Origin of the sequence: Streptomyces sp. SID13666, from assembly GCF_010548325.1 — a bacterium.
GTDB classification, from domain to species: domain Bacteria; phylum Actinomycetota; class Actinomycetes; order Streptomycetales; family Streptomycetaceae; genus Actinacidiphila; species Actinacidiphila fildesensis.
In genome coordinates this window covers 1-20,803 of sequence record NZ_JAAGLX010000058.1, presented here as the reverse complement: position 1 = coordinate 20,803, position 20,803 = coordinate 1, and the positions used below count along the sequence as shown (strand labels likewise).

Annotated in this window: 10 protein-coding genes; 1 reads left to right on the top strand and 9 read right to left on the bottom strand. The window is 71.6% G+C overall.

Annotated features, from left to right (window positions below; all coding sequences use genetic code 11):
- Positions 1-301 precede the first annotated feature (301 nt).
- Positions 302-5,245 (top strand): NAD-glutamate dehydrogenase, encoded by a 4,944-nt coding sequence (locus G3I60_RS39110; RefSeq protein WP_164298254.1) that lies wholly within the window; start codon positions 302-304, stop codon positions 5,243-5,245.
- Between the two features lie 97 nt (positions 5,246-5,342).
- Here G3I60_RS39110 and G3I60_RS39105 read toward each other — a convergent pair whose 3' ends face one another.
- The 9 genes from G3I60_RS39105 to G3I60_RS39065 all read right to left on the bottom strand — a co-directional run.
- Positions 5,343-6,665: a serine/threonine-protein kinase gene (locus G3I60_RS39105; RefSeq protein ID WP_343242002.1), complete on the bottom strand. Its 1,323-nt coding sequence runs from the start codon at positions 6,663-6,665 to the stop codon at positions 5,343-5,345.
- 177 nt (positions 6,666-6,842) lie between these two features.
- Complete coding sequence (locus tag G3I60_RS39100) at positions 6,843-7,460, bottom strand: bifunctional 2-polyprenyl-6-hydroxyphenol methylase/3-demethylubiquinol 3-O-methyltransferase UbiG (RefSeq protein ID WP_164608351.1); 618 nt, start codon at positions 7,458-7,460, stop codon at positions 6,843-6,845.
- A gap of 302 nt (positions 7,461-7,762) precedes the next feature.
- Entirely contained in the window at positions 7,763-11,368 is a 3,606-nt protein-coding gene (locus G3I60_RS39095) for a CDP-glycerol:glycerophosphate glycerophosphotransferase (RefSeq protein WP_164608350.1), read from the bottom strand.
- A 248-nt stretch (positions 11,369-11,616) separates the two neighbouring features.
- Complete coding sequence (locus G3I60_RS39090) at positions 11,617-12,540, bottom strand: class I SAM-dependent methyltransferase (RefSeq protein WP_164298251.1); 924 nt, start codon at positions 12,538-12,540, stop codon at positions 11,617-11,619.
- An 11-nt stretch (positions 12,541-12,551) separates the two neighbouring features.
- Positions 12,552-14,825, bottom strand: a complete 2,274-nt coding sequence (locus G3I60_RS39085) for a bifunctional glycosyltransferase/CDP-glycerol:glycerophosphate glycerophosphotransferase (RefSeq protein ID WP_164608349.1) — start codon at positions 14,823-14,825, stop codon at positions 12,552-12,554.
- Positions 14,826-15,003: 178 nt separating this feature from the next.
- A complete protein-coding gene (locus G3I60_RS39080; protein WP_138357593.1) occupies positions 15,004-15,855 on the bottom strand; it encodes a carbohydrate ABC transporter permease in 852 nt (283 codons plus the stop codon).
- Positions 15,852-17,135, bottom strand: coding sequence for a carbohydrate ABC transporter permease (locus tag G3I60_RS39075; RefSeq protein ID WP_164298272.1), 1,284 nt, complete (start codon positions 17,133-17,135; stop codon positions 15,852-15,854). The genes G3I60_RS39080 and G3I60_RS39075 overlap by 4 nt, the downstream gene beginning before the upstream one ends.
- A 76-nt stretch (positions 17,136-17,211) precedes the next feature.
- Complete coding sequence (locus tag G3I60_RS39070) at positions 17,212-18,594, bottom strand: ABC transporter substrate-binding protein (protein WP_164298247.1); 1,383 nt, start codon at positions 18,592-18,594, stop codon at positions 17,212-17,214.
- A gap of 178 nt (positions 18,595-18,772) precedes the next feature.
- Positions 18,773-20,803 (bottom strand): FtsK/SpoIIIE domain-containing protein (locus tag G3I60_RS39065; protein ID WP_275419057.1); only part of this gene is annotated, 2,031 nt, incomplete at its 5' end.

Here is a 20,803-nt window from a genome sequence, read left to right as displayed (position 1 = left end):
GGCCGGGCCCGGGATGACGGGGCCTGACCGGATCGGACATCCGGCTGTTTGCGCGCTGTCCATTTGGTCCAAGAATCCGGCCAGGTTTTGTACAGAGGCGTCCCCTGACAGCCCCCCGGGCCGGAGCGATAGCCTTACTGCGTGATCAGCGTTGATCCATGCAGGCGGGTCCGATCCGTAAACAACGGTACGGCGCCCCTGTATCCCGGCATAGCGTCGTCCCGTAGCGGTGAACCCGCGCCCCGGGACGCCGCGCCATCACCCGACGTCACGCAACGGCGCGCGACAGGAGTCAGAGGACATGCAGACCAAGCTGGACGAAGCCAAGGCCGAGCTGCTCGCACGGGCGGCCCGGGTAGCTGAGAACAGCCCGGCAGGGGGACACCCCGGCCAGGGCCTCGACGCAGAGGCGCTGACCGCGTTCCTCCAGCGCTACTACCTGCACAGTGCACCGGAGGACCTGCTCGACCGCGATCCGGTCGACGTGTTCGGCGCGGCACTGTCCCACTACCGGCTCGCAGAGGTACGCCCGCAGGGCACCGCGAATGTCCGGGTCCACACCCCGACGGTCGAAGAGAACGGCTGGGCCTGCAGCCACACCGTCGTCGAGGTCGTCACCGACGACATGCCCTTCCTCGTCGACTCGGTCACCAACGCCCTGTCGCAGGCCGACCGGGCGATCCATGTGGTGGTCCACCCGCAGATCGTGGTGCGCCGCGACGTGACGGGCAAGCTGCTGGAGATCATCGGCAACGGCTGCTCGCTGCACGACAACGGCGGCGACCCCGACAACCTCCCGCACGACGCGCTCACCGAGTCCTGGATCCACGTCGAGATCGACCGTGAGACCGACCGCGAGGATCTCAAGCAGATCACCGCGGAGCTGCGCGGCGCGCTGTCCGACGTCCGTGAGTCCGTCGAGGACTGGACGAAGATGCGCGAGGCCACGCTCCGGATCGCCGAGGAGCTCGCCGCGACGCCGCCGCCGCTGCCCGAGCAGGAGGTCGGGGAGGCCTGGGAGCTGATGAAGTGGCTCGCCGACGACCACTTCACCTTCCTCGGCTACCGCGAGTACGAGCTGACCACCGACGCCGGCCCGGACGGCAGCGGCGAGGACGTCCTGTCGGCGATCGCCGGCACCGGCCTGGGCATCCTGCGCTCCGACCCCCAGCACGGGGACGACGGCACGCACCCCGGCTCCCCGTCGTTCAACCGGCTGCCGGCCGACGCACGGGCCAAGGCCCGTGAGCACAAGCTGCTGATCCTCACCAAGGCCAACAGCCGCTCCACCGTCCACCGGCCCTCCTACCTCGACTACGTCGGGGTGAAGAAGTTCGACGCCGAGGGCAACGTCATCGGCGAGCGGCGCTTCCTGGGCCTGTTCTCCTCAGCCGCGTACACCGAGTCGGTGCGCCGCGTCCCGGTGATCCGCCGCAAGGTGGAGGAGGTGCTGGAGGGCGCCGGCTTCACCCCGGACAGCCACGACGGCCGCGACCTGCTCCAGATCCTGGAGACCTACCCGCGCGACGAGCTGTTCCAGACCCCGGCCGACGAGCTGCGCTCCATCGTCACCAGCGTGTTGTACCTGCAGGAGCGCCGCCGGCTGCGGCTGTTCCTGCGGCAGGACGAGTACGGCCGCTACTACTCCGCGCTGGTCTACCTGCCGCGCGACCGCTACACCACGGCGGTGCGGCTGCGGCTCACCAACATCCTCCAGGACGAGCTGAACGGCCACAGCGTCGACTTCACCGCCTGGAACACCGAATCGGTGCTCTCCCGGCTGCACTTCGTCGTCCGCGTGGCGCCCGGCACGGCCCTCACCGACCTCACCGAGGCCGAGATCGACCGGATCGAGGCCCGGCTCGTCGAGGCGGCCCGCTCCTGGGCCGACGGCTTCGCCGAGGCGCTCACCGCCGAATGCGGCGAGGAGCGGGCCGCCGAGCTGACCCGCAGCTACGCCCAGGCCTTCCCCGACGGCTACCGGGCGGACTTCACCCCCCGTTCGGCCGTCGCGGACCTGCAGCACATCGAACAGCTCAAGCCCGAGGGCGACTTCACCCTCAGCCTGTACGAGCCGGTCGGCGCGGCTCCCGGGGAGCGCCGCTTCAAGATCTACCGCACCGGTGCGCCCGTCTCGCTCTCCGCCGTTCTGCCGGTGCTGCAGAAGCTCGGCGTCGAGGTCGTGGACGAGCGCCCCTACGAACTGCGCCGCACCGACCACACCCGTGCCTGGGTGTACGACTTCGGCCTGCGGCTCGACCCCTCCCTCGGCGATCTCGGCGACGACGCCCGTGAGCGCTTCCAGGAGACGTTCGCCGCCACCTGGACCGACGAGGCGGAGAACGACGGCTTCAACTCCCTGGTGCTGCGCGCCGGGCTGAACTGGCGCCAGGCCATGGTGCTGCGCGCCTACGCCAAGTACATGCGGCAGGCCGGCTCCACCTTCAGCCAGGACTACATGGAGGACACCCTCCGGAACAACGTCCACACCACCCGGCTGCTGGTGAACCTCTTCCAGGCCCGGATGTCCCCGGACCACCAGCGGGCCGGCAAGGAGCTGACCGACGGGCTCCTGGAGGAGCTCGACGGCGCGCTCGACCAGGTCGCCTCGCTGGACGAGGACCGCATCCTGCGGTCCTTCCTCACCCTCATCAAGGCGACGCTGCGCACCAACTACTTCCAGCGCCGCGACGACGGGCAGCCGCACAGCTACCTGTCGATGAAGTTCGACCCGCAGGAGATCCCGGACCTGCCCGCGCCCCGCCCGGCCTTCGAGATCTGGGTGTACTCACCGCGGGTCGAGGGTGTCCACCTGCGCTTCGGCAAGGTCGCCCGCGGCGGGCTGCGCTGGTCCGACCGGCGCGAGGACTTCCGTACCGAGGTGCTGGGCCTGGTCAAGGCGCAGATGGTGAAGAACACCGTGATCGTGCCGGTCGGCGCCAAGGGCGGCTTCGTCGGCAAGCGGCTGCCCGACCCGGCGGTGGACCGTGACGCGTGGCTGGCCGAGGGCATCGCCTCGTACAAGACCTTCATCTCCGGCCTGCTCGACATCACCGACAACCTGGTGGGCGGCGAGGTCGTCCCGCCGAACGGCGTGGTGCGGCACGACGAGGACGACACGTACCTGGTCGTCGCCGCGGACAAGGGCACCGCGTCCTTCTCCGACATCGCCAACGAGGTCGCCGTCAGCTACGGCTTCTGGCTGGGCGACGCGTTCGCCTCCGGCGGCTCGGTCGGCTACGACCACAAGAAGATGGGCATCACGGCCAAGGGCGCCTGGGAGTCCGTCAAGCGGCACTTCCGCGAGATGGGCCACAACACGCAGTCCGAGGACTTCACGGTCGTCGGCGTCGGCGACATGTCGGGCGATGTGTTCGGCAACGGGATGCTGCTCAGCGAGCACATCCAGCTGATCGCCGCCTTCGACCACCGGCACATCTTCCTGGACCCGACCCCCGACGCGGCGGTGTCCTACGCCGAGCGGCGCCGGATGTTCGAGCTGCCGCGCTCCTCGTGGGCGGACTACGACAGCTCGCTGATCTCGGCGGGCGGCGGCATCCACCCGCGCAGCGCCAAGGCCATCCCGATCACCGCGCAGGTCCGCAAGGCGCTCGGCATCGAGGGGAACGTCGCCAAGCTGACGCCCGCCGAGCTGATGAAGGCGATCCTGCAGGCCCCTGTGGACCTGCTCTGGAACGGCGGCATCGGCACCTACGTCAAGGCCTCGACCGAATCGCACACCGACGTCGGCGACAAGGCCAACGACGCGATCCGCGTCGACGGCGCGGACCTGCGGGTCAAGGTCGTCGGCGAGGGAGGCAACCTGGGGCTGACACAGCTCGGCCGTATCGAGTTCGCGCTCAACGGCGGCCGGATCAACACCGACGCGATCGACAACAGCGCCGGCGTGGACGCCTCGGACCACGAGGTCAACATCAAGATCCTGCTCAACAGCGTGGTCGCGGACGGCGATCTGACCGTCAAGCAGCGCAACACGCTGCTCGCCGCGATGACCGACGAGGTCGGCAGCCTGGTGCTGCGCAACAACTACGCGCAGAACGTCGCGCTCGGGAACGGCATGGCGCAGGCGTCCAGCCTGCTCCACGCCCACCAGCGCTTCATGCGCAAGCTGGTGCGCGACGGCAGGCTCGACCGGGCGCTGGAGTTCCTCCCCACCGACCGGCAGATCCGCGAGCGGCTCGCCAACGGGCAGGGGCTGAGCCAGCCCGAGCTGTCCGTGCTGATGGCGTACACGAAGATCACCGTCGCGGAGGAGCTGATCCACACCGACCTCCCGGAGGATCCGTACCTGCGCACGCTGCTGCACGACTACTTCCCCAAGCCGCTGCGCGAGCGGTTCGAGACGCAGATCGAGAGCCACGCGCTGCACCGTGAGATCGTCACGACGATGCTGGTCAACGACACCGTCAACACCGGTGGCACGACCTTCCTGCACCGTTTCCGCGAGGAGATCGGCGCGACCGGCGAGGAGATCGTCAGGGCGCACACCGCGGCCCGCGCGATCTTCGGGCTCTCCGCGATCTGGGACGACGTCGAAGCGCTCGACAACGTCGTGGACGCCGATGTGCTGACCCGGATCCGGCTGCACTCGCGCCGGCTCGTCGAGCGTGCCACGCGCTGGCTGCTCAACAACCGGCCGCAGCCGCTGGAGATCGCCGGGACGATCGAGTTCTTCCGCGACGGGGTGGCCACCGTCTGGTCCCAGCTGCCGAAGCTGACGCGCGGCGCCGACCTGGAGTGGTACCAGAGCATCCATGACGAGCTGACCGGCGCGGGTGTCCCGGAGGAGCTGGCCACCCGGGTCGCGGGCTTCTCGTCCGCCTTCCCGGCCCTCGACATCGTCGATGTCGCGGACCGCACCGGCAAGGACCCGCTCGAGGTCGCCGAGATCTACTACGACCTCGCCGACCGGCTCCAGATCACCAAGCTGCTGGACCGCATCATCGAACTGCCGCGGGCCGACCGCTGGCAGTCGATGGCCCGCGCGGCCATCCGCGAGGACCTCTTCGCGGCGCACGCCTCGCTCACCGCCGACGTGCTGTCCGCCGGGAACGGCACCTCCAACCCGGAGCAGCGCTTCAAGGCGTGGGAGGAGCAGAACGCGGCGCTCATCGGCCGTGCCAGGACCACTCTCGACGAGATCCAGGGCTCGGAGGAGTTCGACCTCGCGAACCTGTCGGTCGCGATGCGGACGTTCCGTACGCTGCTGCGCGCCCGCCGCTGAGGCGGGGGCCGACAGGCCCACGCCGACGCAGGACCGTGAACGCCGGCCGGACCCCGTACACCGGGGCCCGGCCGGCGTTCGTGCGCCCGGGGGAGCGTCAGCCGGCCGTTCCCGGCACGGGTGCGCTCGGTGCCGACCCCTGGGGCGATACCGGTGTTCCGCAGCACCGCGAGGTGCCGGGCGCCGGTGAAGGGGTGGCCGGTGGCGGGCGGTGGTCGCCGTTCCGCACGAAGGCGAAGGTCAGGGTCACCGCGAGGAGCAGGGCGACGACGCTGCCGGCGATCGCGAGCAGCGTCTGCTGACGGTACTTGCCGCCCACCGGCGGTACGTCGGGTGTGGCGGTGCCCCAGTTGGACCAGGTGGAGACGACCGGGCCGAAGAGGTTGCCGGGAGCCGGCTCGGCGGAAGGGTCCGGTGCGGAGTCCGGTGCGGAGTCGCCTGATGCCATGGATTCCGGCTCGGGCGGCCGCTGGGCCGCGGCCGCGCGCCGGACGATCTCCGCCGTCAGCGGCTCGGGCAGCCAGTCGGTGACATCGCGCAGCGGCCGTCCGGCGGCCCGTTCACACAGTCCGGCCAGTTCGGCGGGCTCGGGCCGGTCGGCGGGATCGGCGGCCAGACAGCGCTCCAGTACCGGTCGCAACAGGTCCGGGTAGCCGGACAGGTCCGGTGGCCGGAGGGCGGTGTTGGCGATCCGGGTGGCGAGGCTGATGGGGCCGCCGGGACCGCCGTCGCCGTACGGATGGCGGCCGGTCGCGACCACCGCGGCGAGCAGGCCGAGCGAGAAGATGTCGGTGGCGGGCGTGAGGGCGTCCCCGTTGGCGTGCTCGGGCGACATGTACTGCGGGGTCGTGATGAGGCCGCCGCCACGCGTCGGACGGGTGGATTCGGCGGCCCTGGCTATGCCGAAGTCGGCCAGCCAGGGACCGTCGTCGCTGAGCAGGACGTTGCCCGGCTGGAGATCGCGGTGCACGATGCCGCCGGCGTGCACCGCGCGCAGCCCCTCGGCCACACAGCCGGTCAGCTGCAGGGCGGCGGGGAGTGGCAGCGGCCCGAAGGCGGTGAGCGCGTCGTCGAGGGAGAGGCCGGGTACGTAGGCGGTGGCCAGCCAGGGCCGGTCCCCGGTGGAGTCATGGCCGACGATCGGGACGACGTGGTAGCCCCGGACGTCCCGTGCGGCCCGCACGTCCCGCTGGAAACGCCGGCGGAACTCCTTGTCCCGCGCGTACTCCCGGCGGATCACCTTCAGGGCCGCGGGCTGCCCGCCCGGGGTGTGCGACAGATAGACCGTGCCCAGGCCGCCCTCGCCGATCCTGGCGAGCAGCCGGTACCCGGCGATCTCGCGGGGATCGTCCGGCCGCAGTGCGCCGAGAGCGCCGGGCGCGTCGCCGCTGTCGCTGTCGTTGCTGGCGATGTCCGGCACCCCCGATTGGCGATCGAGGGACGATGCTATCGGTCCGAACTCCTGTGCATGGCAGGGGAATCCGGCCAGGAAAAGGATGCTCCACGGCCGTGTTCCGCCCCGCGGGGACGACTGCGCCCCCGCCCTCCCGGCGGACCGGGTGGACGGGGGCGCGGCTGGTTCGCGGAGTGCGGCCGGTCAGGCCGCCGGAGCCGAGGAGACCAGGACGAACTCGTTGTAGGGGAAGATCTTCCCGGCGGCGCGGGGGAACGGGAAGGAGTACGTGCGCTTCGTGGTCAGACCCGCCTCGTCGGCGTAGGCCCGCAGCTCCTCGAAGCCGACGAAGCGCACATGCGTGGCGTCCGTGCGGTAGCCGGCCTCCTGCGGGGTGATGAGCACCACCGAGCCGCCGGGCTTGAGGTACGGCAGGTACTGGGCGAGCAGACCGGACGCGACGTCCTCGTCCAGGTGCTCCAGCACGTGCGCGCAGAGCAGGCTGTCGAACGAACCGGGCCCGCAGTCCGCGGCCTCGGCCAGCTCCTCCGGGGTGTACGCGGTCAGACCGCGCTCACGGGCGGTCGCCACCGACGTCGGGTTGTGGTCCACACCCACGCTGTCCGGACCGCAGTTCTGCAGGTTCCGGCCCAGTCCGCAGCCGATGTCGAGCACCCGGCCCAGCTTCAGGCGACGCAGGTTCCAGCGGTACGGGGCCTGCGTGGGAAGCAGCCGCTTGATGCCGGCCTTTTCCAGGGTCGCCAGACGCTCGGTGTAGTTGGCGTCGGCGGTGCTCTTACGGTCCTGCGAGGTGTCGGACATCAGCCGGAGTAGCTTTCTCTGGGATGAACGGGAAGAACGCTGGGTGACGAGAGGCCGGGCCCGGCCCGGGGACCGGCGGCGGGCGACCCTGTCTGAGCCGACCTGGACGGGAGGCACTCTTCTTGAATCCTCCCCCAGCCGAAGCAGGGGGATTCCTGGCTCACGCTGCTCGGTCGCTCAGCGAACAATCGAGTCTGACGCGATCAACACCAGCCGGGGTGAAACCAGCCCGGTTTACGTGAACGCTAGCAGCGCGGAGAACGCAAATACCAGGGCCGTCCGGCACGGTGGCCGGCGGGCTCTCACCCTTGATCGGAAAACAGCAGGTCAGCGACCCGGGAGGCGGCCGAGCCGTCGTCCAGGGGGCAGAAGGCGCTGTGGAAACGGGCATAGCTCTCCGCACTGCGCCGGATGACGGAGTCCAGATCCCGCAACGCGCCGATCAGGTCGTCGGTGCTGCGCAGCAGCGGGCCGGGCGCCTGGGCCTCGAAATCGAGGTAGAAACCGCGGACGGTGTCCCGGTAGCGGTCCAGGTCCGGCGTGAGGAACAGCATGGGGCGCCCGGTGTTGGCGAAGTCGGCCATCACGGACGAGTAGTCGGTGACGAGCACGTCCGCGATCAGCAGCAGCTCCGCGAGATCCGGGTAGCCGGACACATCGCGGGCGAAACCGCCGCCGTTGACCGGCACCCGGTCCGCGACCAGCGGATGGGCGCGCACCAGGAGCACGTGGTCGGCGGCGAGCGCCGACTCGGCGGCGGCGAGGTCCAGGGCCAGGTCCAGCCGGTAGTGGCGGTCGTCGTACGCCCGGTCGTCGCGCTGGGTGGGGGCGTACAGGACGACCCGCTTGTCCGCCGGGAGACCGAGCCGGGTGCGGACCTCCTCCGCGAGCTTGTCCCGGTCGTCGGCGAAGAGCAGATCGGTGCGCGGCAGCCCGGTCTCGACGACCTCACCGTCGTAACCGAGCGCCTGGCGCAGCAGCGGGGTGCTGTACGGGTTCGGGGAGATCAGTACGTCCCACTGGTGGCCGCGCCGGGGCTGCGGCCACAGGTGGGCGAGGTCGGCGCACAGGGTGCCGGCCAGGTCCTGGCCGATGCGCTTGACGGGGGTGCCGTGCCAGGTCTGGACGACCCGCTGGCCCTCGCGCCGCTCGAACCAGGCGGGCAGGTGGGTGTTGGTGACCAGATGACGGCTGCGGGCGAGCGCCTCGTGCCACGCCGCGCTGCCATGGGTGACGGCGCGCGCGGTGGGCGGCAGCTGCACACGGGCGTCGCCGACCACCCACAGGTGGTCCAGGGCGGCGCCGCGGCGCACCAGCTCCTCGTGCACGGCGCGCGGCGAGTCGGAGTACTGGCGCCCGTCGAAGCTGCTGTACAGCACGGTGTCGCGCAGCGTACGGGCGCGGGCCTGCGGATAGTGCCGCTCGCGCAGCAGGCGGCCGCGGTACGGGCCGCGGTCCTCCGGCGCCACGGTGGGACCGGCGTCCAGGAACAGCTGGTCGTGGCAGCGGCGGTCCAGCGTGAGGGCCCGGTCGGCGTCCGGTAGCTGCGTCGGGACCGGGAGCGGGAGAGGAAGCGACGGGAACGCGCAGGGGGCCACGTGGACGGGGGTCTCGCCGGTGACGTCGGTGTTCTCCGCGCTGCCGGTGCGCAGGTGGAGGTACCAGTGCCCCTCGGTCGGCGCGGCCTCCGCGGGCCGGACGGTCACGCTGAAACGGTCCCCGTCCGCGGTGACCGGGAAGGCTGCCTCCGCCCGGTGGGTGCCGTGCCGCAGCACCAGTTCGGCTCCCTCGGGGGTCCTGCCCGGCAGTTCGCCCTCGATGAGCAGCGAACCGTCCGCCTGCAGTCCCACCTGGTCGGCCACGGCGCGGAGCGTACGGTCCCGCAGCTCCAGGTCGCCGGCGGCGGTGACCCCGAGGACCAGCTCACGGTGGAGCCCGCCGAGCAGGGGGTCGGTGCCGAGCGCGTACCGGCCGGGCGACAGCGACGGGCCGACGGCGATCCGGGTCGACCCGTCGGCCAGGGTGAAGGCGACGTCCCAGGTCGCGCTCGCCCCGGGGGAGGCGCCCGCCGGGCCGTCGGTGCCGCTGCCGGTCCCGTCGGCGGGGGCTGGAGTGGTGGCGGTGGCGCGGGCGGTCGCCAGGTCGGCGAGGGAGAACCGGGCGGTGACGACGCTTCCGGGCTTTCCGGCGGAGCTGGCCGGCCGGCAGACGGCGGGGTATTCGAGGAACGCCCCGGAGGCGCGGTGGGTCAGGAGCAGGGTCCGCGGCTGCTCCGTGCCGCTGTTGACGGCGAGCACTTCGACGGTGTCGTCGTCCACTGCGTGGTGGCCGGTCAGCCGGACCTCGACCGGTTCGACCGACAGCCGCAGCCGGCCGTCCTCGAAGCAGGGGACGAGGCGCAGCCCGTCACCCAGCGGATGCGGCACCGGTGAGGCGCCGGAGCCGGTGTCCCCGGCGTGCACCTCGGTGGTCCTGACGACGCCGGAGGTCGCCACGGTGACGCCCAGCCGCCACCGGCCGGCGGTCCACCGGCCGCCGCGCCGCAGCCGCTTGGGGTCGACGGTGATCTCGAAGCCGGACCAGTCGTAGCAGTGCTGCTCCTGCCGTGAGGTGTCCGTGGCCTCCGGGACCGGCACGGTACGCAGCGGGACCAGGAGTTTGCGGCGGCCCGACGTCAGGACCGCGGTCTTGAGCGACCTGCGCTTCGCGGAGGCGTCCAGGTTCTGGATGTACGCATAGCCCCTGAGGACGAGCTTGCCGTCCTGCCAGCGCGTTTCCAGCAGGCGGGACCGTACGGGGAGGTCGGCCGCGGAGAGCGCGGCCACGTCGTACGGCAGCCGGATCGTGCCACCGGCGCGCGCGCCGTCGGGGATCTCGGCGCGCCTGCGGAGCGGGGGGCCCGCGACGGTGAAGCCGGCGTGGTTGCGCTCCTCGTGCGCGAGCGCGGCGAGCAGGTCGTCGAGCCGGCCCTCGCGGATGAGGTGGCACGTGATCCGCAGCCCGACCGGGAGTTCCCCGTGGAGGGAGGGGTCGACGCGGGCGAGGAAGTCCCGGGCGCGGTCCATGAAGACCTCGCGGTACTCGGGGCCTGCCATCGGCAGCGCCCCGGCGCAGTCCAGCAGGTCACCGGAGAGGATGGAACGGTCGTACTCCCGCTTGAGCGCCTCCCGCTTGTGCGTTGGCGTCGACGCTGACATGGACGTCGACGTGCCGGCGAGGAAACGGCTGACGCCGTCGACGGCCGCGAAGCGGTCCCGCAGGTCCTGGACGTCGGTGCGGCGGCGGGTCGCCGGGCGGGGGTGGGGCTGGTGCCGGTCGCGCTCGCGCTCGGGCAGGACGTCGACGGCTTCGGCGAGGAAGTGCGCGGGGATCGTGACCGCGCCGTCCTCGTGGCGGACGTCTTCGGGGAACGTGAGGGCGTGGCGGTCCCAGAAGGTGCGGCGGAACACCTTGTTCGTCGCCGAACGGTCCGCGAGGAGGGCGCCGTCCCGGGTGATGTGGGTGGTGGTCGCCGTGGTCGTGACTTGTGCGGCGGCGGTGGTGGCGAGGTCCGCGCCCGAGCGGTCCAGCCGGGTCACCAGCTTTTCGTACGTGCGGGGCGGGAGGGTGTCGTCACCGTCGAGGAAGGCCAGGTACGTGGTGCGGGGATCCGCCTGCCTGGCGCCCGCGTTGCGGGCGTGACCGACGCCCAGTGCGTCCGGCCGCGCGGCTCGTACCAGCCGGAAGCGCCGGTCGTTCGCGGCGAACCGCCGCGCGATCTCCGGGGCGTGGTCCGCGTCCCCGTCCGTGACGTCGACCATCACCACATCGAGTGCGTCCAGCGTCTGTTCCGCGACCGACCGGAGGCATTCCTCCAGGTGCTGTTCGACGTTGTGGACGGGGACGACGACGGTCAGTCGGGGCGTCATACGGCGGCTCGGGCCTTTCCGGGTGCGGGTGCCGGGGCCGGGCTCTCCGGCGCGGGGGTCCGAAATCGTGTATTTACGGGCCTGGCGGCCCACACATACACGGCAGCATTTCGGACCCCCGCGCCTACGACCCCGTCCCCTCCCGTCGCCGGGCCTGCTCGACCCGGCGTGGCGATCTGGTCGACACAGCGTAGCTGTTCCATCGCCCAACGTAGTCGCCCGGAAAGTGGTGTTGCCCTCCCCGCTCGTCAGCCGCGGCGGCTCACCACTGCCTTCGTGATGAACGGCGGCAGCACGTTCACCGCGAAGCGCCGCAGCGGGGAGCGGCGGCGCTTCGCGGGTGCGGGCGCCACGGTTGCCGGTGCCGGGCTGACCGCGGGGGCCGCCGGGGCCTTGGCGGTGGCCTGGTGGCGGGAGGCGGGCTGGGCCGGCAGGGCCGCCTTCCGTCCGTTGATGCGGATGAGCTGTTCGCCGGCGACGCTCTGCACCTCGTGCCAGAGGTCCTCACGGGTCTCCAGCCAGGTCAGCAGCTCGGCGCGCACGGCCGCCGGGTCGCCCCAGGTGCCGTAGAGCTTCCGCTCGGTGATGCAGATGACGTGCAGTCCGCCGGTGGTCACGGCCTGCCAGGCCGCGGCGGCGACGCCGGGGCAGTGCTCGGCGCGGAAGTCGTCGAGGACGACCACGCCGTGCGCCTTCAGCAGGTCCCGGGCGTCGGTGATGTCCGCGTGGACGTGCTCGTAGAGGTGCGAGGCGTCGATGTGGACGAACCGGCAGCTGTCGGCGGTGACATGGTCGGGCACCACCGAGGACAGGCCCTGCACGACCGTCGGCAGCTCCTCGTGGAAGGAGAGGTAGTTCGCCTCGAACGCCCGCCGGGTGAGCGTGGAGTACGACCTGGCCATCTCCGCGCTGTTGTCGGTGTCCTCGGCGGGCGCGTCGAACAGGTCGCAGACCGTGAAGCGCTCTCCCTCACGTCGGTAGGAGCCCGTGAAGATGGCGCTCTTGCCCATGTACACGCCCACTTCGAGCAGATCGCCCGGTTCGGTGCGCTCCTGCTGACGGCTGAGGAGCCAGTCGAAGAGCAGCTGGTCGGCCGGGAAGAACCAGCCCTTCACCTCGGCCAGTTCGGTGGGGGTGGGGAGCTGCTCGGTGGGCTTGGTGGGGGCTTCCATGGGTGTTCCGTTCAGCTGGGCGCGAGTGAGGCGGAGAGGGTTCCGGTGTGCGGGCGGCTGGACAGCGCGCGCACATGGCCGGGGGCGGGCGCCGGGCGGCGGTCCTGGAGCGGGATCACCGACGGGAGGGTGTCCCCGCGGTTCTCCAGGAACAGCCGGCGGACGACGCGCTCCGCGGCGTATCCGTCGTCGTACGGGCAGAAGCGTTCGCGGAACGCGGCGCGCAGCTGGGCCGAGCGGGGCCCGCGCCAGGCGTCGGTCGCGAGGATGTCGATCAACTCGTCCTCGCTGCGCGCGAGGAGGCCGGGCGGGTGCGCGGTGATGTCGAAGTAGGCTCCGCGCGAGGCACGGTAGACCTCCCAGTCCTCGGCATGGATGACGATCGGCCGGTCGAGATTGGCGTAGTCGAACATCAGCGACGAGTAGTCGGTCAGCAGCACGTCCGAGGCCAGGCACAGCTGTTCGACGGACGGGTGCCGGGACACATCGAGGAAGGCCGGCTGTCCGGCAGCGTGCTGGGCGCCGGTGTCGTAGAGGTGATGTGTGCGCATCAGGACCGTGAATCCGGGGCCAAGTTCGCGGGCGATCCTTTCCACGTCGAGATCGGCGTGGAATCCGGCGCGGTAGTCGCGGTGGGTGGGTGCGTAGAGCACGGCCGTGGAGTCGCGCGGAATGCCCAGTTCGGCGCGGATGCGCAGCACGTCGTCGGTGGTGGCGCGCTGGTAGACGTCGTTGCGGGGCTGGCCGTACTCCAGGGTGGTGAAGCCGGACGGGTAGGCGCGTTCCCAGGTGAGGCTCGAGTGCCGGCTGGACGACAGGTTGTAGTCCCAGAGGTCCGCCTGGGCGAGGACCTGTGCGAAGTCCGTCGACCTCGCGGCGGCCGGGAAGTCCCGCAGGTCCAGGCCCATGTGCTTGAGCGGGGTGCCGTGGTGCGTCTGGAGGGTGAGCTGGCCGGCGCGCTTGGCGTAGCGGGGGTGCAGGTCGTCGTTGGTGACCAGGTACTTGGCCCGGGCCATTGCCGTCCAGAACGCGGCCGAGCCCGGCTGCAGGCGGCGTACGCCGGGCGGCAGGGTGTGGGCGTGCTCGGGGGTGGTGACCCAGGCGGTGCGGATGTGCGGCGCCAGCTCGCGCAGCCGGGTCTCGATCGCGGCCGGGTTGCAGACGTAGCCCCGGTCCCGGTACGCGGAGAAGACCGCCAGTTCCTGGTCGAGGGCGCGGCGCCGCTGCAGGCGGTAGTGCAGCCGCAGCGCTGCCTCGCGGATCCGGCCGTACCGGGCGGCGACCCGGGCCTGCGCCCGCAGCCGTGTCCGGTGGACGCCGCCGAGCGCCTGGAAGGCGCGGCGGGCCCCGAGGCGCACCAGGAGGTAGCGCAGCCCCGCCTGGCCGAACGGGGTGGGGGCACGGAAGGCCCGCGGGCGGTGCCGGCGGTAGTAGGCGCGGCACCGCTTGAAGTAGTCGGCGCGCGATGAACGCGGCAGCCGGTCGGGGGAGTTGTAGACGGTGGTGAGGTGGTCGAGCATCCGGCGGAAGAGGGCCGGCCGCCAGTGCTCCAGCCGGGGATGGCTGTCGAGGAAGGCGAAGACCCGGTCGTACTGCTTGAAGATGTCGAAGTGCCGGCGGCTGGTGGTGCCGAGGACGGTGCCGCGGCGGCGCTGCCGGTAGCGGACGCACACCTGGTCCAGGACGGCGATGGTGCCGGCGGCCAGCAGCGCCGGGTACGTCCACGCGGTGGCCTCGTAGTAGCCGGGCGGGAAGGCGAGGTCCACCCGCTCGGCGAACTCCCGGCGGTAGGCCTTGTTCCAGACGACGGTGAGGAGCTGGAGCAGTTCCGGGCGGTCACCGAGGGTGAACGTCTCCGGCCCGGTCTGGCTCAGGTGTCCGGCCAGGCCGTTGCGCCGCGCCTCGCCGTTCCAGTAGGTGCGCTCGTAGTCGAAGACGAGGATGTCGGGGCCGCCGGTCTCCTTGAGGCGGTCCGTGATCGCCAGCAGGGAGCCGGGGGCGAGGCTGTCGTCGGCGTCGAGGAAGAGCAGGTAGTCGCCGGTGGCGCGGATCAGCCCGGCGTTGCGGGCGTGGCCGGGGCCGACGTTCTCGGGGAGGTGGATGGCGGTGATCCGGCGGTCGCGGCCGGCGAACTCGTCGATGATCTCGCCGCTGCCGTCCGGGGAGCCGTCGTTCACCACGATCAGCTCGAAGTCGGTGAAGGACTGGGTCGTTACGGATTCCAGGCAGGCGTGCAGATAGGCCTGAACCTTGTAGGCGGGAACGATGACGCTGAACCGGGGCAAGGGACATCCAGGTGTTGACGCGGGCGCTGTGGACGGGCGCCCGCGTACACACGAGGATTGCTCGGTTATCGGATGAACAATGACGTACGCGGCCTGTGCCCGTTATATGGGGCGCAACGTCGCGGAGAGTGATCTGGTTACGGCGTCCAGGGGTGAGCTTCCCGCGGGTGGGCGCGGGCTACTTCACGGCGCCGGCCATCACCCCCGAGACGAACTGCCGCTGGAAGGCGAAGAACACCACGAGCGGGATGACCATGGACACGAACGCGCCCGGCGCGAGGATGTCGATGTTGCTGCCGAACTGCCTGACCTGCTGCTGCAGCGCGACGGTGATCGGCTGCGAGTCGCTGTCGGCGAAGATCAGCGCCACCAGCATGTCGTTCCACACCCACAGGAACTGGAAGATGCCCAGAGAGGCGATGGCGGGGCCGCCCAGCGGCATGATCACGGTGGTGAAGAGCCGCAGCTCGCCGGCTCCGTCCAGCCGCGCCGCCTCCAGCAGTTCGCGCGGGATCTCGGCGAAGAAGTTCCGCAGCAGGAAGATCGCGAACGGCAGGCCGAAGGCGGTGTGGAAGAGCACGACGCCGGTGATGTCGCCGAAGATGCCGATCTTCCCGAAGAGCTGGGCGACCGGGATCAGCGCCACCTGGATGGGGACCACCAGCAGGCCCACCACGGCCAGGAACCACCAGTCGCGGCCCCGGAAGTCCATCCACGCGAACGCGTAGCCGGCCAGCGAGCCGATGACGACGACGAGCAGCGTGGTGGGGACGGTGATCAGGATGGTGTTGACCAGCGAGTTGACGACGGTGTCGTTGCTGAGCAGCGACTTGTAGTTGGAGACGGTGAGCTGGGAGGGGGCGCTGAGGACCTTCCACCAGCCGGACGCCGCGATGTCCGTGGGGTCGCGCAAGGAGGACAGCAGCAGACCGATGGTCGGCAGCAGCCAGAAGAGCGCGACCACGATGAGGAAGACGCGTACCGCGCCTCCGCTGACCCAGGAGGCGAGTTTCGCCGCGATCGCGCTCATCGTCGTGCCTCTCTGCGCAGCCGCCGGATATTGAAGATCATCACGGGCAGGACGAGCAGCAGCAGAAGGACGCCGATCGCACTGCCGACGCCCTGGTCGTTGCCGCCGCCGAAGGACTTCAGGTACAGCTGCAGGGCGAGCACGTTGGCGTCGCTCTGGGAGGCACCCGGGGCGATGATGTAGACGAGGTCGAAGATCTTCAGCACGTTGATCATCAGCGTGATGAGGACCACCACCAGCACCGGTGCCAGCAGCGGCACGGTGATCTTCCGGAACACCTGCCACTCGTTCGCGCCGTCCACCCGTGCCTGCTCCAGCAGTTCACGCGGCACGCCCGCCAGGCCGGCCGCGATCAGCACCATCGCGAAGCCCGCCCACATCCAGATGTACGAGACGATGATCGACGGCGTGACCAGGCTCGGACCGAGCCAGTCCACCCCGTTGTACTGGGTGGCGAAGTTGGACGAGGGCAGCCGCAGCTGGGCGCCGGCCGCCGAGGCCGGCAGCGCGAACGTGCCGTCGTCACCGGACTTCGCCGACGCGACGACCTTCCCGTCCTTCACCGCCTCGACCTTGACGCCGGGCAGCGCCTTCTCGCCCGGGTCGATCGCGCCGGTCGTGCCGCCGCCACCGGGCTTGAAGTCCAGCCACACCGTGCCCGAGACACCGCCGTCCGCCGCCGGCGCGGCGGCCTTGGCGTCCTGCGTGTCACCCGGCAGCTTGTTCTGCGGGACGCCGATCAGCGGCAGCGCCGCCGCCGTGCCCGGCTGCGCCTGCGCCTTGGTGGTGAACGAGCCGCCCGCCGACGGTGCGAGATCGGCGTTCGGACGCGGTCTGGCGCCCGGATAGGCGGACGCCTCGGCGAAGGTGTCATGGATGCCGACCACGACCGCGTTGGCGACGCCGCGGTCCGGGTCGTTCTCGTAGACCAGCCGGAAGATGATGCCGGCCGCCAGCATCGAGATCGCCATCGGCATGAAGACGACGAGCTTGAAGGCCGTGCCCCAGGAGACCCGTTCGGTCAGCACCGCGAAGATCAGGCCCAGCGCGGTGGCCACCACCGGGGCGATGACCACCCAGATCGCGTTGTTCTTGACGGCCGTCAGATTGCTGTGGTCGGTGAAGACCTCGCCGAAGTTCTTCAGGCCGACGAACGCCGAGTTGTCCGCGTCGAAGAGGCTGCGCTGGATCGTGTACCCGATCGGGTACAGCACCAGCGAGCCGAGCAGCACCAGCGCGGGCAGCAGGAAGACCAGTGCCACCCAGGGGCGGGTGCCCATCAGGGACTTGCGCTTCACGGGAGGCGGGCCGGCCGCGGCCGCGCCCCCCGTGGTCACCGTCGAGGCCACCGGTGCCTCAGTTCTTGTACGCCTTGGCGGCGTCCGCTTCGAGTTTCGCCTGGGCGCCCGCCACGTCGGTCGGCTTCACCAGGAAGTCCTGCAGGTCCTTCCATTCGCCCTCGCCCTTGGTACCGCCGAAGGCGGCGGGAGCCTGGTCGGACATGTCGAAGCGGAAGTCGTCGCCCGCCGAGATCAGCGCCTTGGCGATCGCGCGCGAGACCTCGTCGGGATAGGCCGCCAGGTCCAGCGACTTGTTCGGCGACACGTAGCCGCCGGGCTTCGCCCACACCTGCGCCGCGTCGGTCGAGGCGAGGAAGGTCAGCAGCGCCTGCGCGCTCTTGCCGTCCTTCAGCACCACGGCGACGTCACCGCCACTGACCACGGGCGGCTTGCCGCTGCCGACGGCCGGGAAGGGGAACACCTTGGCGTCGGTGCCGACCTTCGCCTTGGTGCTGGAGGAGATGACCGCGGCGGAGAAGTCGCCCTCGTAGACCATCGCGGCACCGGGCGGGGTGCCGGTGAACGTCTGGCTGATCGACTTCGGGAAGTCGGTCTGCAGGGCGCCGCTCTGGCCGCCCGCTATCAGGTCCTTCTTGCCGAAGAGCCCGGCCAGCGTGGTCAGCGCGTCCTTCACGGACGGATCGGTCCACTTGATCTTGTGCTGCGCGAGCTGGTCGTACTTCTCGGGGCCGGCCTGGCTCAGATAGACGTTCTCGAACCAGTCGGTGAGGGTCCAGCCGTCCGCGCCGCCGACCGATACCGGGGGCGTGCCCGACTCGAAGACCGTCTCCGCGGCCTTCAGGAAGTCGTCCCACGTCTTCGGCTCGGTGACGCCCGCCTGCTGGAAGGCCGCGGTGTTGTACCAGACCAGCGACTTGTTGGCGGCCTTGGCGTAGACCCCGTACTGCTTGCCCTGGTAGGCGCCGAGATCCTGCCAGCCCTTCGAGAAGTTCTTGGTCAGCTGCGCCTGGGCCTCGGGCCCGATCGGCTTGAGCCAGCCCTTGTCCGCGAACTGGTGCAGCACGCCGACCTGTGGCAGGAACGCCACATCCGGCGGCGCCCCGCCCTGGATCTTCGTCCCGAGGAAGGTGGAGGTGCTGTCGCCCGTCGGGACGAACGTCACCTTCGCACCGGTGCGCTTCTCGAACTCGTCCAGCACACCTCGGAAGTTCTTCTGCTCGGCGCCCGTCCACACGGCGGCCACTTCGAGCTTCTGGCCCTTGAGATCCGGCAACTGGAGCCCCGACGACGAGGCCGACGGAGCGCCCGATGACGGCCCCGCGTCCTTCTTGTCGTCACTGCCGCAGCCGGCCGCGGTGAGCGCCAGTGCGGCGGCCGCCACAACGGCCAGCGCGGTTCGTGCCTGGTGGTTGTGCGCGCGCGTGCTGAATGTACGCATCTGCTCATCCCCTCGGTCCGGTCCGTCTGTCCTACGCCCGGGCCGATCGGCGACGCAAGGGCATGGGCGGGGTATAGGGGTTGATCGTGACCTTGACGTGATGCGGCGTCAGAGGGGTTTAATCACCGGAGAATTGGGCCCCCCGCCCGATCCGCCGGAGCCGGCGGTCGCGCCTCGGTCACACCAGCGGCTGGGCCGGGCCCGCCCCCGCGGACTCCGCGGCCCGCTGCAGCGCGCTGGCGAGCAGCGCCAGGTCCGTCGGCCCGTTGCCGAGCTCGCGCAGCGGCCGGCGGGTCGGCGGGTCGCCCATCCGCTCCCACTCCAGCGGTACGACCGTGGGCCGCAGCGTCGCCGTACGGGGGATGCGTCCGCTGACCCGGCCCGCCTGGAACGGCGCCACCGCGCCGCCGGGACGGCGCAGATAACCGCGGCCGGGCACCTCCTCGTCCAGCCCCGCCGGATCCTCGACATGGACCAGCAGGGCGGCCGACGCGGGATCCTCGGTGCGCAGCGCGATCCGCAGCCGTGACCGTTCGTCCGCCTCGGTCCCCGAGGTGCGCTCCGGGCGCCCCGTCGACGCGATCAGGTGCACGCCGAGCCGCTCGCCCTCGCGGGCCACCGCCTCCAGTGCCCGCACGACGGAACCGGCCGCCGGGCGGCCGGTACTGCCGAGCCCCGGCGCCACCAGTGCGTCGAAGTCGTCGACCACGACCACCAGCCGGGGGAGTGCGGAGTCGCTGCGGGTCTGGACGCGCAGCGCGCCCTGCTCGGACGGTTTGCGGCCGTCGCCCCGCCCGCCGTCGCGCGCCGTCGACTGCCGTGGCACGGTCACCATCCGGTCCGCGTGCCACTCGCCGAAGCCCTGGCCGCCGAGCAGTTCCTCGCGGCGCTTGAGCTCCGCGCCGAGCGCCTGGGCGAACTCCCGCATGCGGGTCGGGTCGGAGGCGGCAAGATACGTCGAGACATGCGGCAGGTCCGTGACCGCGCGCAGTCCTTCGCCGCGCTCGGTGCCCGCGCCGTCGACCAGGACCAGCGCCAGCCGGTCCGGCCGCTCGGCGGCGGCGAGAGCGGACGCGATCGACCGCAGCAGCTCGGTCTTCCCCGAACCGGCGGCGCCGCCCACCATCAGATGCGGCCCCTCGGCCGCCAGGTCCACGACGACCCGGCCGCCGGAGCCCGAGCCCAGCACCGCCAGGGCGCGGCCCCCGGCCCGTGCGTAACCGGTGAGGGCCGGCCGCCCGCCGTCCTGTCCGGCCTCCTGGGCGTCCGCGTCGTCCGGGGTGCCGTCCCAGCGGGCGGTGATCTTCGCGGGGGTGGCCAGCGCCAGATCCAGCGCGTCCAGCAGCCGCACGGTGCGCGGCAGCGCGTTGCGGGCGCGCGGCGCCGCCGTGTCCGTCTCCCGCAGCGGCGCGAGCGCCCGCGCGAAACGCTCCGCCCACGCGGGCGAGACCGCGTCGACGACGACCTGCGCCGGCCCGTACGGATCCATCCGCAGGGTCGTCGCCACATCGCCCGACAACTGGGCGACGGCGCCGCACTCCGTCGCGAGCCGGTCCGGCGACTCGGCCAGGCACAGCACATGCATCCCGACCGAGGGACCGGCGGCCGCTATCCGTTCGAGGGTGTCGCGCAGCGTCGCGGAACCGGGGTCGCCGTCCACGACGACCAGGGTGTACGGGCCCTCGCGGTGGGCCGCGGCCTCGGCGACGGCCTCCGTGGTGGCGGCGGCCCAGCCGGAGCCCAGCGGCCCTTCCTCCAGCCGGCGGGCCAGCTCCGTGACGCGTGCCGCGGCCTGGTCGCGGTCGAAGGCGAGCAGCAGCCGGCAGTCCTGGCCGTGCGCGGGACGCAGCTGCGGCAGCCAGTTGAGCCAGGACCACTCGTCGGCCCGCTGCTCGGCGCCGCGCGAGCGGTCCGCACTGATCAGGACGAGCTCCAGCGTGCTGGGGGAGTGCAGCGCGCAGGCCTGCGCCAGCACCGCGCGGGCCAGCCCGGCCAGCCGCGGCCGGGGCCCGGCGAGGCCGAGCGCGAAGGTGTGCGGATCGCGCAGGTCGACGGTGAAGGGGACGGTGCGCAGGGTGCCCGCGCCGTCCTCCGACGGCAGATCGGCCGTGCCCAGCCGCAGCGTCAGCGCGTCCGGGTGGTCGGGCCCGCGCTCCCACAGCCGGCGGCCGGGGCCCAGCGCGGTCAGCAGCACGGTGGCCGGGTCCGG

Coding starts and splice junctions, on each gene's coding strand:
- G3I60_RS39070 (WP_164298247.1), bottom strand. CDS start 18,594: ATGCGTACATTCAGCACGCGCGCGCACAACCACCAGGCACGAACCGCG.
- G3I60_RS39110 (WP_164298254.1), top strand. CDS start 302: ATGCAGACCAAGCTGGACGAAGCCAAGGCCGAGCTGCTCGCACGGGCG.
- G3I60_RS39095 (WP_164608350.1), bottom strand. CDS start 11,368: ATGACGCCCCGACTGACCGTCGTCGTCCCCGTCCACAACGTCGAACAG.
- G3I60_RS39100 (WP_164608351.1), bottom strand. CDS start 7,460: ATGTCCGACACCTCGCAGGACCGTAAGAGCACCGCCGACGCCAACTAC.
- G3I60_RS39075 (WP_164298272.1), bottom strand. CDS start 17,135: ATGGGCACCCGCCCCTGGGTGGCACTGGTCTTCCTGCTGCCCGCGCTG.
- G3I60_RS39080 (WP_138357593.1), bottom strand. CDS start 15,855: ATGAGCGCGATCGCGGCGAAACTCGCCTCCTGGGTCAGCGGAGGCGCG.
- G3I60_RS39090 (WP_164298251.1), bottom strand. CDS start 12,540: ATGGAAGCCCCCACCAAGCCCACCGAGCAGCTCCCCACCCCCACCGAA.